This is a genomic window from Burkholderia latens, assembly GCF_902499045.1.
GTDB classification, from domain to species: domain Bacteria; phylum Pseudomonadota; class Gammaproteobacteria; order Burkholderiales; family Burkholderiaceae; genus Burkholderia; species Burkholderia latens.
On sequence record NZ_CABVPL010000037.1, the window covers coordinates 19,755 to 34,618 of the forward strand.

General features: G+C 67.2%; 15 protein-coding genes. 7 read left to right on the top strand and 8 right to left on the bottom strand.

Annotation, left to right across the window (positions count from 1 at the left end; all coding sequences use genetic code 11):
• Nucleotides 1–14: 14 nt before the first annotated feature.
• The 5 genes from BSE24067_RS22305 to ilvD are packed head-to-tail and all read right to left on the bottom strand — an operon-like array spanning nt 15 to nt 5,760.
• The gene (locus tag BSE24067_RS22305) at nt 15–470 is read right to left on the bottom strand and encodes an aconitase X swivel domain-containing protein (RefSeq protein WP_151064251.1); all 456 of its coding nucleotides are present in this window, start codon (nt 468–470) and stop codon (nt 15–17) included.
• Nucleotides 467–1,753, bottom strand: a complete 1,287-nt coding sequence (locus BSE24067_RS22310) for an aconitase X (protein WP_151064252.1) — start codon at nt 1,751–1,753, stop codon at nt 467–469. Before BSE24067_RS22310 ends, BSE24067_RS22305 begins: the two co-directional genes overlap by 4 nt.
• Nucleotides 1,754–2,671, bottom strand: coding sequence for a TauD/TfdA dioxygenase family protein (locus BSE24067_RS22315; RefSeq protein WP_151064253.1), 918 nt, complete (start codon nt 2,669–2,671; stop codon nt 1,754–1,756). It abuts the gene before it with no gap.
• Nucleotides 2,661–4,043, bottom strand: coding sequence for an MFS transporter (locus BSE24067_RS22320; RefSeq protein ID WP_151064254.1), 1,383 nt, complete (start codon nt 4,041–4,043; stop codon nt 2,661–2,663). The genes BSE24067_RS22315 and BSE24067_RS22320 overlap by 11 nt, the downstream gene beginning before the upstream one ends.
• A gap of 1 nt (nt 4,044) precedes the next feature.
• Nucleotides 4,045–5,760 carry a dihydroxy-acid dehydratase gene (ilvD, locus tag BSE24067_RS22325; protein WP_151064255.1) on the bottom strand — a complete coding sequence of 572 codons (1,716 nt, stop codon included), beginning with the start codon at nt 5,758–5,760 and terminating at the stop codon, nt 4,045–4,047.
• Nucleotides 5,761–5,848: 88 nt separating this feature from the next.
• Here ilvD and BSE24067_RS22330 point away from each other — a divergent pair, with 88 nt between their 5' ends.
• Together BSE24067_RS22330 and BSE24067_RS22335 are read left to right on the top strand one after the other, a co-directional pair.
• Entirely contained in the window at nt 5,849–6,811 is a 963-nt protein-coding gene (locus tag BSE24067_RS22330; RefSeq protein WP_151064256.1) for a LysR family transcriptional regulator, read from the top strand.
• 25 nt (nt 6,812–6,836) lie between these two features.
• A complete protein-coding gene (locus BSE24067_RS22335) occupies nt 6,837–7,088 on the top strand; it encodes a hypothetical protein (protein ID WP_151064257.1) in 252 nt (83 codons plus the stop codon).
• A 22-nt stretch (nt 7,089–7,110) separates the two neighbouring features.
• Here the strand turns inward: BSE24067_RS22335 and BSE24067_RS22340 are convergent, their stop codons facing one another.
• From BSE24067_RS22340 to BSE24067_RS22350, 3 genes are all read right to left on the bottom strand, one after another.
• Nucleotides 7,111–8,124 carry a hypothetical protein gene (locus BSE24067_RS22340; RefSeq protein ID WP_151064258.1) on the bottom strand — a complete coding sequence of 338 codons (1,014 nt, stop codon included), beginning with the start codon at nt 8,122–8,124 and terminating at the stop codon, nt 7,111–7,113.
• A gap of 107 nt (nt 8,125–8,231) precedes the next feature.
• Nucleotides 8,232–9,467 carry a S53 family peptidase gene (locus tag BSE24067_RS22345; protein ID WP_151064259.1) on the bottom strand — a complete coding sequence of 412 codons (1,236 nt, stop codon included), beginning with the start codon at nt 9,465–9,467 and terminating at the stop codon, nt 8,232–8,234.
• 34 nt (nt 9,468–9,501) lie between these two features.
• Nucleotides 9,502–11,634 carry a polysaccharide deacetylase family protein gene (locus tag BSE24067_RS22350; RefSeq protein WP_151064260.1) on the bottom strand — a complete coding sequence of 711 codons (2,133 nt, stop codon included), beginning with the start codon at nt 11,632–11,634 and terminating at the stop codon, nt 9,502–9,504.
• 604 nt (nt 11,635–12,238) lie between these two features.
• Here BSE24067_RS22350 and BSE24067_RS22355 point away from each other — a divergent pair.
• The 5 genes from BSE24067_RS22355 to BSE24067_RS22375 all read left to right on the top strand — a co-directional run bounded on the left by BSE24067_RS22355 (nt 12,239) and on the right by BSE24067_RS22375 (nt 14,718).
• Nucleotides 12,239–12,430: a hypothetical protein gene (locus BSE24067_RS22355; protein ID WP_151064261.1), complete on the top strand. Its 192-nt coding sequence runs from the start codon at nt 12,239–12,241 to the stop codon at nt 12,428–12,430.
• Between the two features lie 506 nt (nt 12,431–12,936).
• Nucleotides 12,937–13,380, top strand: a complete 444-nt coding sequence (locus tag BSE24067_RS22360) for an Hsp20/alpha crystallin family protein (RefSeq protein ID WP_151064294.1) — start codon at nt 12,937–12,939, stop codon at nt 13,378–13,380.
• A 36-nt stretch (nt 13,381–13,416) separates the two neighbouring features.
• Nucleotides 13,417–13,836, top strand: a complete 420-nt coding sequence (locus BSE24067_RS22365; RefSeq protein WP_151064262.1) for an Hsp20/alpha crystallin family protein — start codon at nt 13,417–13,419, stop codon at nt 13,834–13,836.
• Between the two features lie 4 nt (nt 13,837–13,840).
• Nucleotides 13,841–14,329 carry a hypothetical protein gene (locus BSE24067_RS22370; RefSeq protein WP_151064263.1) on the top strand — a complete coding sequence of 163 codons (489 nt, stop codon included), beginning with the start codon at nt 13,841–13,843 and terminating at the stop codon, nt 14,327–14,329.
• Nucleotides 14,330–14,475: 146 nt separating this feature from the next.
• Nucleotides 14,476–14,718: a hypothetical protein gene (locus tag BSE24067_RS22375; RefSeq protein ID WP_151064264.1), complete on the top strand. Its 243-nt coding sequence runs from the start codon at nt 14,476–14,478 to the stop codon at nt 14,716–14,718.
• Nucleotides 14,719–14,864: the final 146 nt, after the last annotated feature.

The following is a 14,864-nucleotide window of genomic DNA, read 5'->3' on the forward strand; positions in this document are numbered from 1 at the left end:
CCTGGTCGCCGGAATCACGCGCGGCCGCGTTTGAGCACCTCGACGACGCCGTGCTCGGCATCGACGCGCACCCAGTCGCCCGTTTCGATCACGTCGAGCGGATCGATGTCGAAGTCGGTCAGCGACGGCGCGTGGCTCACCACCGCGCCGAGCGCGATCTTCGTGGTCATTTCGTTGAACAGCATCGCGGCCGGCGCGGTGCCGGCGATCCGCGCGATATGGAACTGGCTCGACCATCCGGACGAACCCTTCGCGCCGGGAAACACCAGCACCTTGTTCGCGAAGCTCTGGCCGCGCAGTTCGTGACGCGTCTCGATGATCGTGCCGGTGCGCGGATCGATGCCGCCCCAGCCGGAGATGCGATCGCGCGTGACGAGCGCCTCGCCCTCGACGCAGCCGCCGACCACCTTGCGTCCGCGCAGCACGACCGGCGCGCCGGCCTTGCCCGTCATGTCGTGATTCGTGCTCATCCGGCCAGCCCTCCGCTCCAGCGGCCGCTCACCGCGGCCTCGATACAGTCGGCCGTGGTGCCGAACCACGCCTGCACGCCCATGATCGCCGGCAGGTAGTGCGCCTGCTTCGCCGAATCGAGCGCGACGACGCGCGTGCCCTTGGGCATCACGCGACCGATCGCCGAACACGTGTCGGTCATCAGCACCCCGCCTGCATCCTCGATCAGCTTCGTATAGCCGGCCTGGTCCGCGAGCTGGCGCGTCGCGCGCGCGGTGAAGATCCACAGTTCCGTGTTGGCGCCGATGCGGCGGCCGTCGAGCAACTGGCAAACCTCCCAGATCTGCTCGATCGAATAGTGCGGGCAGCCAAGCATCACGAAGTCGACTTGCGTATCCTTCGCGGTGGTGTTGACGCGCTCGTACGCGATGCGCCGCTCGGCCGCGCCGTAGCGGATCGTCTCGAGCGGCTTGCGGCCGCGAAACGCTTCGTCGCGCGTGCGCGCTTCCGGCGTCTGGCCGACGATGTGGTACATCTCGACGCCGCCCGACGACGCCGCGGCCGCGCCGAAGTGCTTGAGCTTCGGCAGGTTCGGCACGCCGCGTAGCCCGTCGATCACCGGAATGCGGTCCTGCACGAGTTCGCCGACGTAATAGCCGAGCAGCCCCCAGTCCTGCACCGTCTCCACGTCGACGTCGAGTTCGATCAGATGCGTGCCGCCGCGGTTTTCGTCGAGGTGCAGCCCCCAGTACGGAATCTTGCCCGTCAGCATCGCGGCGCCGGTACTCTCGCGCCCTTCGGCATTGGTGCGCGCGCCGAGCACCGCGTTGATGTAGATCACCGCCGACGACTCCATCCACGCGCAGTGCTCGCCGCGCACCGGCACGTTGCCGGTCAGGTACGGCGCGCAGGTGTTGAGCGGCTGGATGCCGAGCCGCCCCGTGAACGCCTCGCCCTGGCGGTACAGCTTCACGATCTCGCCGTCGATGCCCTGACGCTGCGCATGCTGCGGATCGAGCCCCTGCTGCAGATGGCTGCTGAAGACCTTCGCCTTCGGCACCTCGACCACCTCGGGGCTGTCGAGATTGAATTCGGAAAACACCGCGTCGAGGCCGCCGTGCTTTGCCGCGTAATCGCGCAGGAATGGCATCGTCGCGCCGACCGTGCCGCATACGTTGTTGGTGTCCACCAGGCGGGATGCGCCGAGCGCTTCGCCGTAGCGCACCAGCAGATCCATCGCGCGCTGCACGGCCGCGCCGTCGCGGCCGTCGAGCATCGCCCGTTCGTCGTCGTTCAACTGCATTCAGTGTGCCCCCTGTGCAGGTTCGAGTGGCTCCGCCTGCGCCGCCGCGTGCCGGTCGACGTCGATCGTCGTCGCGCGCCGCAGCTCGCGGCGCACCGACAGATCGTGACGGCGGCCGCGGTGCAACGTGCAGCGGTTGTCCCAGATCACGAGATCGCCGGGCAGCCAGCGATGCGAATACACGAAACGGCGGGCGGTCGCATGTTCGAGCAGATCCATCAGCATCACGCGGCCTTCGGCCAGCGTGCGACCGACGACATGCGTCGCGTGCGCGCCGATGAACAGATGCCGGCGCCCCGACCCGGCGTGCTCGCGCACCAGGGGCCAGCGCACCGGCGGCAGCGCGTTGCGCTGCTCGTCGTCGTAGTCGGTGTCGCCGAGCAGAAATCGCGAGTGCAGCGCGTAGTGCTCCGCTTCGAGCCCTTCGAGTTCGCGCTGCTCGCGAGGGTCGAGCGCATCCCACGCGGCGCGCATGTCCGCGAACTCGGTCTCGCCGCCCCACTCCGGCACGATCACCGCATGCAGCATCGAATAGCGCGCCGCCGGCTGCTGGAACGAACTGTCGCTGTGCCACAGCTGGTTCGCGAGATTGCCGACGATGCGCCGGTGAGCGCGGTCCGCGATCTGTCCGGATTCGTCCACGTTCGAGATGTCCGCGAGCTCCTGGTATGCGAGCCGCGCATGCGGGCGCGCTACGCGCTTGAAGCCCAGATCGAGCGGTCCGAGGGCGCGCGCGAACGTGAGCTGCTGGTCCTGCGTGAGCGGCTGACCGCGGAACACCAGCACCGCGTAGCGGTTCATCGCCGCGTCGATCGCGGATGCGAGCGGTTCGGAAACGGGCGCCGTCAGATCGATGCCGCTCGCGAGACCGACGAAATCCGGACGCGCGGCGTCAATGGGAACGACTTCAAGCGACATGGGCTGCTCCTGTTTGAGCGTTATCCGGCGCGGCATCGTCGCCGCGACGATGCAGGCGGCCGAGCGCGAATGCGAGCAGCGCGACGAACGCGACCGGCACCGCGCCGAGGAAGAACATCTGCTCGACCGGCAGATGCGCGGACATCAGCATCCCGCCGATCATCGGCCCGGCGATCGCGCCGATCTTCTGGATGCCGACCGCCGCGCCGGTGCCTTTCGCCCGCAGTGCGGTCGGATAGACGAGTGCCGCGACCGCGTTCAGGCCAAACTGCGTGCCGACCACCGTGAAGCCGGTCAGAAACACCGCCGCGATCAGGATCGGGCCGGGCAGTCCGGTGCCGAGCAGCGCGACGAGTGGCGTGCCGACGAGCGGCAGCACGGTGATGATGATGGCGCCGCGCGTGTCGACGAAGCGCATCAGCGCGAGCCCGCCGAGCGTGCCGCCAAGCTGGAACATCGTCGACACGAGCGCCGCCTCGCGCGGTGCGAGCCCCACGCTTTCGATCAGCACGGGCAGCCAGCTGCTGAGAAAAAACAGCGCCATCGAGTTCGCGATGTAGACGGCCCACAAAACGGGCGTCAGCGCGCGCAGCCGGCCCGCGAACAGCAGCCGCAGCGAGCCGTCGCGGCCGCTGTCGTGTGCGTGCCCCGGCGAAGCGCCGCCGATCACGAAGCGCGCATGCGGCGCGACGGCAAAACCCGGCGCGATCCGCGCGACGATGCGCGCGACGTCGGCATGACGGCCCTTGAGCGTCAGGAAGCGGATCGACTCCGGCACCGCGAACCACAACATCGCGGCCGACACGAGCGGCGCGATGCCGCCGATCACGAACACCACCTGCCAGCCGAACTTCGGCACGAACCACGCCGACACGAGACCGCCCACGCTGCTGCCGATCGTGTAGCCGCTGTACATCAGCGTGACCCACGTCGCGCGCCAGCGCTTCGGCGCGAACTCCGTCGTGTACGCGATCGCGTTCGGCACCACGCCGCCGATGCCGATCCCGGCCAGAAAGCGCAGCACGAGCAGCTGTTCGAGGCCGGTCGCGCGCGACGCGGCGAGCGTGAAGCCCGCGAGCACGACGCTGCCGATCACGATCATGCGTTTGCGGCCGATCACGTCGCCGAGATAGCCGAGCACGAACGCGCCGATCATCGTGCCGAATACGAATGCGCCGAACACCGGGCCGAGCACGCCATGTTCGAGGTGCCACGCGCGGCTGAGCGCCGGCGCCGCGAACGCCATCGCGGCAAGGTCGTAGCCCTCGGTCATCATCATCACGCCCATCGCGACGATCAACAGCACGCCGAAGCGGGCGGTCTGGTGGCGCTCGATCACCGTGCCGATGTCGATTACGGTTTCGCCGCTCATGTCAACGCTCCCGCGCCGGCCGGTCCGCGCCGAGCACCGCGCCTTGCGGCATCGTGCCGACCGTCGCGCGGTAGATTTTCAGCCAGCCGGTGTCGTTGACCGGCGCCGGACGCTGCCACGCCGCGCAGCGGCGCGCCAGCTCGGCTTCGTCGACCCTCAGGTCGCACACGCGCCGGTCCAGGTCGATTTCGATCGTGTCGCCGTCCTCGACGAACGCGAGCGGCCCGCCGGTCGCGGCTTCCGGAGATACTTCCGCGACCACCAGCCCCTTGCAGACGAGCCCCGACAGATGCCCGTCGGTGAGCATCGCGACCTGCTCGGACAGGCCCGCGCCGTCGATCGCGAACACCACGCGCGACGCGCCGCCGCCCATCGCCGGGCCGCCGCACACGCCCGCGCCGCGCATCACGACGACCTTGCCCGGCCGCACGCGGCCGTCCTTGATCGCGGCGATCGCATCGTCGGAAGTCGAGAAGCAGATCGCTTCGCCGGTGAACGCGCGTTGCTTGGTCGGCGAGATGCCGAATTTGACGATGCCCGCCTGCGGCGCGAGGTTGCCGCGCACCAGTACGATGGCCGGATGGTTCGCGAACGGGCGCTGCGGCGGGCGGATCACGTCGTCGTCGGCGATCGTCGCATCGGCCAGGTTGTCCTTCACGGTGCGCCCGGTCACCGTCAGCGCATCGACGTCGAGCCACGCTTCGAGCCGCTTCATCACGCCGCGCCCGCCGCCGGCCGCCTCCAGTTGCTCGATCGTGTGCGAGCCGACCGGGCGCACGCCGGTCAGCACCGGGATGTGCGCGGCGAATTGCTCGAACAGCGCATACACGTCGACGTCGAGCTGGCCCTCGGCCGCGATCGCCTGCAAGTGCTTGACCGTATTGATCGAGCCGCCGACCGCGAGCACCGTCTTCACCGCATTCGCGAACGCGCCGCGCGTGAGGATGTCGCGCGGCTTCAGGTCGTCGCGCACCATCTCGACGATGCGCGCGCCGGCGTCGCGCACGAACGCGAACATCCTGTCGCTGTTGGCGGCGACCGGCGTGCTGCCGGGCAACGACATGCCGAGCGCCTCGCTGACCATGTGCATCGAGTTCGCGGTGCCGAGGCCCGAGCACACGCCGGGGCCGCGAATCGCGTTCTGGCTCATGCCGATCAGGTCCTCGACGGGCAATTTGCCGGTCAGCGCATGCATCGCGCCGACGAACACGTCCTCGATATCCACGTGCTCGCCGCGATATTCGCCGCTCGGCTGATAGCCGCACGCGACGACGATGCTCGGGATATTCAGCCGCGCGGCGGCCATCAACTGGCCCGGCACGGTCTTGTCGCACGACGCGAGGCACACCATGCCGTCGAGCTGCGCGCCCTCGACGGCTACTTCGATGTCGTTCGTGACGAGATCGCGCGCGGCCAGCATGTACGCGCCACGGGCGCCCGCGCCGGTGATGAAGTCGCTGGGCGCCGCGGTGCGGATCTCGAACGGCAGCGCGCCCGCGGCGCGGATCGCCTGTTTGAGTTGCACGGCGATGCCGTCGAGATGGCTGAAGCAGGTGGCGAGTTCGGACGACGAATTGACGATGGCGATCTTCGGCTTGTCGAGGTCCTCCTCGCTGATGCCGAGATTGCGCCACTGGGCGGCGCGCACCGCGCCGAGGTAGGAACCGCGCGGGAAATTGCTGCGCAACGGGCGTTGCGGCTTGCGTCCATCGGACATGGTGTCTCACTCCTTTGTTGTGGAAACCATGTTAGGAAGCGCGATAAAATCCGTCAATTATGTAATGTCGATAGGTATCATCCAAACCATGGATATTCGTCAGGTCGACTTGAATCTGCTGAAAGTGTTCGATGCGCTGCTGAAAAAGCGCCATGTGACACAGGCGGGCGTAAGCATCGGGCTCAGCCAGCCGGCGATGAGCTACGCGTTATCGAAGCTGCGCGAGCTGTTCGAGGATCCGCTGTTCGTGCGGACCGGCCACGGCATGGAGCCGACCCCGCGCGCGCAGGCGCTCGGCGATCCGGTCGCGCGGCTACTGGATCTGGTGCAGACCGAAATCCTGCCGATGCCCGAGTTCCGCCCCGCCGAGTCGTCGCGAAACTTCGTGCTGTGCATGTCCGACATCGGCGAAATGGTGTTTCTGCCGCGCTTGCAAAGCTATCTCGACAAGACCGCGCCGCACGTGAGCATCAAGACCGTCGCGCTGAGCATGCCGGAGCTGGAGGAAGGGCTGGCGAGCGGCGACGTCGACGTCGCGATCGGCTACTTTCCGGGCCTGAACAGCGAATCGCTGAAGCGCAAGGCGCTGTACCGGCATTCGTATCTGTGTATCGCGCGCGACGACCATCCGGAAATCGGCGACACGCTGTCGCTCGAACAGTACCGCGCCGCGCAGCATGTGCTCGTGCATCCCGAAGGCCGCGAGCAGGACGTGCTCGCTCGCACGCACGAGCGCCTCGGGATTCGCGTCAACGTACGCTTCAGTGTGCCCCGCTTTATCGGCGTGCCGTTCGTCGTCGCCGGCTCGGACATGATTGCGGCGGTGCCGCAGGCCGTCGGGCGGCGTTTCGCGGAGTTCGTGAACGTCAAGCTGTTGCCGCTGCCCTTCCCCGCGCCCACGTACGAGCTTCATCTGCACTGGCATCCGCGCTTTCATCACGAGCCGGCCAACCGCTGGATTCGCGACGCGATGAGCGAACTCGTCAAAGGCCCGCTGCAGCACGAGCCGTTGCCGAATACGAAGCGGATGCGCTTGACGCGGACGCGATAGCGCGCGGTGTCGCGGCGCGCCCCGCGTGACGGCCGTGCGGGTCGCGCGGCGCGGGCCGAATTCGTCCCGGCTGCAAGGACACGAAGCGCATGCGCCCGTGGCCGGCGGCCCACGCCTCTCGGCGCGGGCGGATATGGGATGGAAGAACATGACGTGGCGCATGCTGATCGGCGTCCACGGCCTCGGCTGCCTGCTCGACGCGAAAATATTTGCATGCGGCGGGCAGATCGCGCCGCTGCACGGGACGTTCCGCGACGGCAGCCCGGCTTCGATATGACGAAATCGAAACCGGCGAACCGCTAGAAATTCCGCGCCACGCCGACCATGAACATGTCCTGGTCCTTGTCGTTGCGCGTCGCGACGCGATTGAAGCGCAAGCTCGCCGCCCAATCGTTCGTGACCTGATACGTCACCTGCGCACTGAGCAGCGCATTGAGTCTTGTCCTGCTCGAGGCCTCGTCGCGGTCATGCGACAGATACGGACCGACGCCCGCCGACAGCGTCCATTTGCTCGTGATCGGCGCGACGTACCAGAACTGCGCTGCGACACCTCGCCGGCCGGCGATGCCATTGTTGCCTTCGTAGATGAAACTTGCCGAATAGGCCCACGCATTGCCGAGCGGCCGCTTGACTTCGACCATGTACCCCTTTTCGATCGGCACCTGCGGGCGGTTGGTCTGCGACGTCCCGGCCCACACGCTCACCTGCGTCTTGCCGTCCGACAACGCCCGGCCGGGATCGCCGCCGAAATCCGAGCCGATGCCGAACAGCACCGCGTCGGAATTGAATCCGCCGAACATCTGGACATGGTTGTACTGCAGCTTCAGGAAGAAACGATTGGGCACGACGTAATACCGCACCGCCGCCGACGCCCGCACGCCCCATCGCTTGTCGTTACGCACCTGGTTGTCGACGTGCGTGGTGTCCATGCTGAAATACGGCCCGGCCGACAATTCGAGCGCGACGCGATTGCCGACGGGCCAGCGAAACGAGCCCAGCGCGGCGAAGCCGTCACGGTGGTGATCGAGCGGATGTCCCTCGTTCACATATGCGAGGTAGACCGACAGGTAATCGTTCAGGACGTCGCCGAAGCCGACTTCGTACGCGCGCCAGTGCATGTCGCCACCGTCGGTCGAACGTCCGTCGCCAAATACCGCATACGCGTCGAGCGTTCTTTCCGATGGCTTGAAGTCGATCGGTAAGTTCGACGCATTGCCGTCGGCATGCGCGTGGCCCGAGCCGGCAAGTATTGCCAGACCGGCGATCGAGCTCGTGACGATGAAGCGTGAATAAATGCGACGGCACTGTCCCATTTGCACTCCTCACCTTGGTCACTGCAATTTCGCGGGCAAGCTGCTGGCGATTATAGGAGGCGTCGCGGCTTGGAGCCAGCCTCGGCTCCGCTGCGGCCGTGCCCGCATCAAGGTGCGGCAATCAGTGCCTGGACAAGATTGGCGGCCATCGGGCGCCCGAGACCCGTCACGTAATCGTATCCGGCCGCCGCGTTGCAGAGCGTGCCGCACGCGCCGTTCGAGCCGCCCACGATGTCGCGGAAGGTCGCCGCGTATGCGTTCGATGCAAGCCCGTACAGCACGGTCTGAATCGCGCTCACGGCGTTCAGCGTCGTCTTGCCGCCCGCGATGCGCAAGCTGTTCGCGATCGCGATCAATGCAGACCATTGCGGTGCGCCCGCGCTCGTGCCGCCGACGACGAACCAGCCGCTCTGCCCCGCATAGCCGTACGAATCGTAGACCGCGAAGCCGGACGCCGGGTCGGCATCGTAGGCGACGTCGGGCACGCCGCGCAGCCCGAGCGTGTCGGAGGGCATCCCGAAGCTCGACTGATACGCCGGCTCGGGCTCGACGGCGCTCTGCCCGCCGCCGCTGCCGGCCCACGCCGTTTCGCCGGCATAGGCGCCGCTCGCATCGAGCGCGATCGACGTGCCGCCGACGCTCAGCACGTAAGGCGACGCGGCCGGATAGTCGATGCCGTTGCCGCCGTCGCCGGACGCGGCGACGAACGACACGCCGTTCGCGCTGGCCAACTGTCCGTCGAATTGCGTTTCGGCCAGGAATTCGGCGCTGCCCCAACTGATCGACACGATCTTCGCGCCGACCCCGGCGGGCGCCGCCCGCGTCGCGAGCGCGACCGCGCTCATCAGATCGTCGAGCGAACTCGATGCGGCTTCGACCAGCACGATCCGCGCGTTCGGTGCGATCGCGTGCGCCCACTGCACGTCGAGCGAACTCTCGAGCGCCCACAATGCGTCGGGCGGCGGCGGCCGCTTGTCGGCGGTCGCGTAGACCTTCGTGAAGCAGCGCGGCGACGCGCACGACGGCAGACCGAACGTTCTGCTGAACAAGCGCAAATCCGCTTCGACGTTCGGATTGTCGTACGCATCGACGATCGCGATGATCTGATCATCGCCGCCATAGCCGCGCGCTGGCAAGGTGTCGAACCCGTAGAAACGGCGGATCTGCTGCGGCGACAGGCCGACCGGACTCCGTTTCGCGGCGCCGTGCAGATGGAGCGGCGGCCGTGCAAACCCGCGCGGCGCGCGCGACGCGGATTGCGCGAACGACATGCCGCACGCGAGCGCGACGCTCGCCGACACGATCAACATGCGCAGCACGCGCGCAAACGATGCCTGCTTCATGGTGTTCCCCCGCCCGCAAACGTGCCGGCGCGCGTCAGTGCATCTTCGCGCTCGTGAACGACAGCGACTTGCCCGTGCCCGCGATGACGATCCAGTTGACCGGATCGGTGCTCAAGACCGTCGCGCTCCCGCTTTTCACGCTCGGCTGCTGGTACGCGCTCCTCGGCAACAGCCATGTCATGTCCTGGAGACTCGTCGGATGCGTCGCGCTGAACGTCCACCCGGTGCCGGTGTCGGTGGCCGTCCAGTTCACGAGCAGACGGCGCCGGTCGAACTGCGTGAGCTGATCCATCGTGAACCACTTGAACTGGCCGGACGCCGCGAGCGACGCGGCATGACTCAGGAAGGTCGTGACGACGTTCGGATACCAGGACGCGCCCAACGGATGCATGTAGATCAGCCGGCTCGTGCGATTCGCGACGACGAAATCCATCAGCGACAGATACCAGTTCTGCACGTCCGCGGTCGGCACCGCGAACTCCTGGAACTCCTCGAACGTCGCGTACTTGCCGAACGGCATCACGGGAAACGCCCAGATGCCGGGATTCAGCAGCGAGCCGTTGCGATACGCGCGGGTTTGCGCATTACCGGTATGGCCGGTGAAGTAGTAGCCCGAATAACCGTTCGATTCCAGCCAGGTCACCGACCACGTCGGCGTATTGCCTTCGGGCGCCGCCCATTCGACGTCCGGCTTGCCCGTCACCGACTGGACCGCATTGTGGTTCAGCACCAGATACTGCGTGAACGTGCTCGCGTTCGTTTCGCTCGCGTTCGCCCCCCAGTAGTCGTGCGCCCAGCCGCCATGACTGCCGACGTTGTGTCCGCGCCTCAGCAGGAACGTGACCAGCTGCTTCGCCTGCGTGTTTTTCGTCAGATTGATGCCGAGGCCGTCGCCGATCGTCACGTCGTCCGGGCCGGCCGTCATCACGATCGAGTACGGGCCGCTGTTCCAGATGCCGTAATTCTTCAGATACTGCGCCGGCTGGATCTGGTCTTCCGCGCAGAAGTGCCAGTTCAGGACCATCCCCGCCTGCGCGCGCGGCTGCAGCGACAGGTGCGGCATCGACAGGATGTTGGTCGTGAAGTAACGCAGGAACCCGTGAATCGGCATCCCGTCGGTTTGGCCGTCGAGATACGCGAGCGGCAGGTTCACGAACAACACACCGCCGTTTCCGTACGTCTGATAACCGGCGACGAGACCGAAGTTCGGCGACGTCAGCAGCGTCGTGCCGGTGTACGTGCCTTGCGTGACGTAGCTCGGATAAGTGAGGAAGCCGTATACGTACCCGGAGATGCCTTCGAGCACGTCGGTCGTCGTGGCCGGCGATGCGGTGGCGAACGACATCGCGCCAGTTACCGCCGTCGACGCCGACGACCACATCGTCGACGCCGGCGAATACGTTCCGGATTTGACCTTCGCGCCCTTCCATACATGCCCGAGATTCAGCGGCGCGCCCGTGATGCGCCCGTTGTCCGATTTGTACGTGAAATAAGCCTGATGGTTGTAACCGGAAAGCCCGCCCGGATTCGACGTGCTCGGGTGCAGGAAGAGCGGCTGAATCGCCGTCGAGCCGGACGAAGTCGCCGACGCGGTGGCGGCCAGCGCCGTGGCGGTCGTCGTGGTGCCCGTCCATGCCATGGACTTCCCGGGCGGGATTTGCAGCGCACGCAACGTGCTGCCCATTCCGGTCACCGGGCCGAGGCCGATCATGCTTCCGCCGAGCGTATCGTAAAGCACGTAGTTCACGCCGGCCATCGAGCTGAATCGCGATTGCCCGGCCGGATAAAAGCCCGCCGCATTCAGTACGCCGAAGTCATAGACGAGCATCACGCGCCCGCCGTTCAGCGCGTAGGTCTGGATGGCGGTCACGAGCGCATCGTCGGCGACGGTATGCACCTGGTCGGGCAGGATGAGCCCCTGATACTGCTGCAGCGACGTGCCGCCCTGCTTGAACTGCGTGTCGCTGATCAGCGAGATCTGCAGCCCCTCCTCCGCCGCCGAGTCGAGCCACGCGGACACACGCGGGTCAGGCAGCGTGAAGTTGTCGGGCAGCAGCAACAGCAATTGGTTCGACAGCGCGTTCGCCCGTCCGGGCGCGAACGTCATCAGGCAAACGGAGAAGACGATCAGAAAGCCTCGCAGGATCCGGATTGACTTGGCCAACATTTTTGTTCTCCCGTCGAAGGGGAATGACTGCCGATGCGCAACACGGTGCTGCTGGCGCGATCCGAGCATCGTGATCGCGCGGCGGCATCCGCGCCGTGTCGCGCCGTCGGCGGGCGGCGGGGAGCGAACGTGCCGCGTATCGGGCTCGGCCGACACGCATGCGCATCGATTCGTCCGACTTCGAGAACGCGCGGCAACGATCGGTTTCACCGCATCGGATCAAGCGAACACCATGCCAATCGGTGTCGGCGCCGTTACCGGGACGGCGGCCGGCCGGGGCAAGCGGCCGGCGCGGGAAATTCGCGCGGAAAATGTTGCAGCGCCGATACGGCGTGCGCGGTGGCCCAATGGGGGGCGGCAGGCAGGGCCGTGTCGCGGGACGGTGTGATGCCGTTTCGTGCGGCACGGCGTCGCGCCGACGCGCGCCCGGGCGCGGCGCGCGGGCCGGATATCGACGGAAAATGATTCTGACGTGTAACGCCGGCGCTGCACGCGGTGGGCTCGAAATCGTTCTGCGGGCTCGATCGAGCTGGACGCGCACGCGGCCCGCGGCTTGCTCTCCTGGAAGATGCGCAACATCCGACGTTGCGATCAGGAGAGCAAGATGACCAGTCAACAGCAGCAACCAGGCAAACAGACGGATGACAAGAAGCCCGCCGAGAAACCCGACGACGGGCAGTCGACGTTCGAAACCGATATTTCCGAAACCGGCGACGACGGCACCACCGTGCGCCAGGCCGAGGTTCGAGAGGACGACCTGTCCGAAGTGAAGCCTCCGTCCGGCCCGGCCCGCTGAGCGGCCGGAAACGGCGCGGCGCGACGGTGCGATCCCGGCCGCATGCGATGCCGTGTCTTTTCTGGAGTCGTTGCAAATTCCGCCTTCTGCCCGCATCGGGCGGCCCCGGCGCCGCGGTCGCTTCCGATGCGCGGCGGGCGGCCGGGGCCGCCTATCGACGCGCGGGTTCGAGCTGATTTGCGATCCGGTGCAGCACGACCTCGATCACGACTCCGGACGGAGCGCCGGCGCGCCCGCACCAGGCGACCGCGGGTCGACAGGGTCGAAGCAAACACCCGGCCGCGCGCGTGATGAAGACGTCAAGCACCCGCGTTGAACCCCGCGTTTTGCTGCGCGCCGCCCCCTTGAAATTCATCCGGCGCGTCCTATTTTATGTATCGCTCAAGGCAGTCGCGGCTTTCCGCGCTGCGTGTTTCGATTTGTTTGTCAGCGGCCTCCCGCGGATCGACGAACTGGAGCGCGTGGTCCGGCTCGTCCTCCGCAGGAGGTGCAACCAGGAGCGAGTCATGAGCGATCTGTTCTTCCCCTCCGATCTGCTGGCGGAATTCGACCGCCTGCAACGGCAGATGGCCGGCATGTTTACCGGCTTTCCAGTCAGCCTGCGCGCGCCGCGCCCGGGCGCATTCCCACCGGTCAACATCGGCAGCACCGACGACACGATCGAGATCGTCGCATTCGCGCCGGGGCTCGATCCCGCGAAAATCGACATCTCGGTCGATCGCGGGCTGCTGACGATCAGCGGCGAGCGCGTGTCGCCGGACGACGACGCGGCCGACGGCGAGCGGCGCGTCTATGCGAACGAACGGTTCATGGGCACGTTCCGCCGCGTGGTCGAGCTGCCGCAGCAGGCGGACCCCGACAAGATCGAGGCACGTTATACGAATGGCTGCCTGACGATCAGCGTCGGCAAGTCCGAAGCATCGAAGCCACGCGCGATTACCGTGCAGTAACTCGCGCAACGTCACGAACGCATGACGGAGGACATCATGAGTGACACCACTGAATTGACGACGCGTCCGGCCGACACGCAAACGGCCGTGACCAACAGCGAACCGGCCCAGCGCGACGCCCAGCGTACGCGTATCGCGCCGCCGGTCGACATCGTCGAGGACGCGCACGGCATCACGTTGTATGCCGACCTGCCGGGCGTGCCGCGCGACAAGCTCGACGTACGCGTGCACGACGGCAGTCTCAGCATCGAAGCGGAGGCGGTGGTCCCGACCCCGTCCGGTCTGCGCCTACAGCACGGCGAAGTGCGTCACCCGCACTTCTCGCGCGCATTCACGCTCAGCGCGGATTTCGACGTGTCGCGCATCGACGCACAGCTGCGCGACGGCGTGCTGAAGCTGAAGATTCCGCGCCGCGAAGAGGCGAAGCCGCGACGTATCCAGGTGACGGCGGGGTGAACGGATGCGCTGGAAGCGTTTCGCGCACTCGGCCCAGATCCGGCTCGCGCCGCGTCGTCAACCGCGTGCGGGCGTTTCTCGTCGGCGCAGGCCCGCACCGGGCCGCGAGCGCGGCGAGCGCGCGGCCGTTCTACACGCGCTTCGCGTTCGCCGCGTCCGGCGCACGCGTCGCACGGATGCCTGGAACCAACCGCCGCGCGAAGCTGGCCGCGCCGCGGCGAACGACGTCACGCTGCATGACAGCGGCGACGGCGCCGCGTTGCGCGACGCGCACACGGTCGGTGGAGCCGGGCGCCTGAAGCGCCCGCGGCGACGAACAGCAACGCACACACCCGTGCTTCGTCACGTGTCGTTCTTTTACGCCACGCCGCCAGTGTCGGTTTCGCTCCTCGCGGGAGACGGCACCGCCCGGCGCGCGAAAAAGACGGGTGAACAGCGGCGGCACAGGTCCGGCAAGCGTCGCGGGGCGGCCGGGCTGCGGCTCGCCGCATGAGCGGCGGGCGCGCCGCGTCCGCGGTGGCGCCCGCGCCTCTCGGCGTACATGCGGACGGTACGGTTCGTGCTGCACGGGCCGGCCGCGAAGCGCGCGACGCATGCGCGCATGCGCAACATTTCGCAACTCGCTGCAGGAGGTGCCAGATGCAAACGGACAAGATCATCGAACATGGCGGATACGAGGTCCGGGCCGTCGTCACCGACACGGAAACGGGCCGCTACTCGGCGGCGGCAATCGTGACCGGTCGCGACGGCGAAACGCGCACGCTCGGCGTCGACGGGGATTTCGCCGATACGCGCGAAGCGTACAATCACGCGCTCGAGCTGGGGCTTGCGTGGATTCAGCGGCGCTCGGTCGTGTCGGATCGCTACGTCAAACGGAACTGAGCCGGGCAACGCCACCGCGTTGCACGGCCGCTCGGGTGCGGGCGACACGCGACAGCGATCCGCGTCTTCATGCAAAACGAAACGGCCCAAGGTCGACTTGCGACCTCGGGCCACGCACGTAACGGAAGCGCCGGTCATCACTGCAG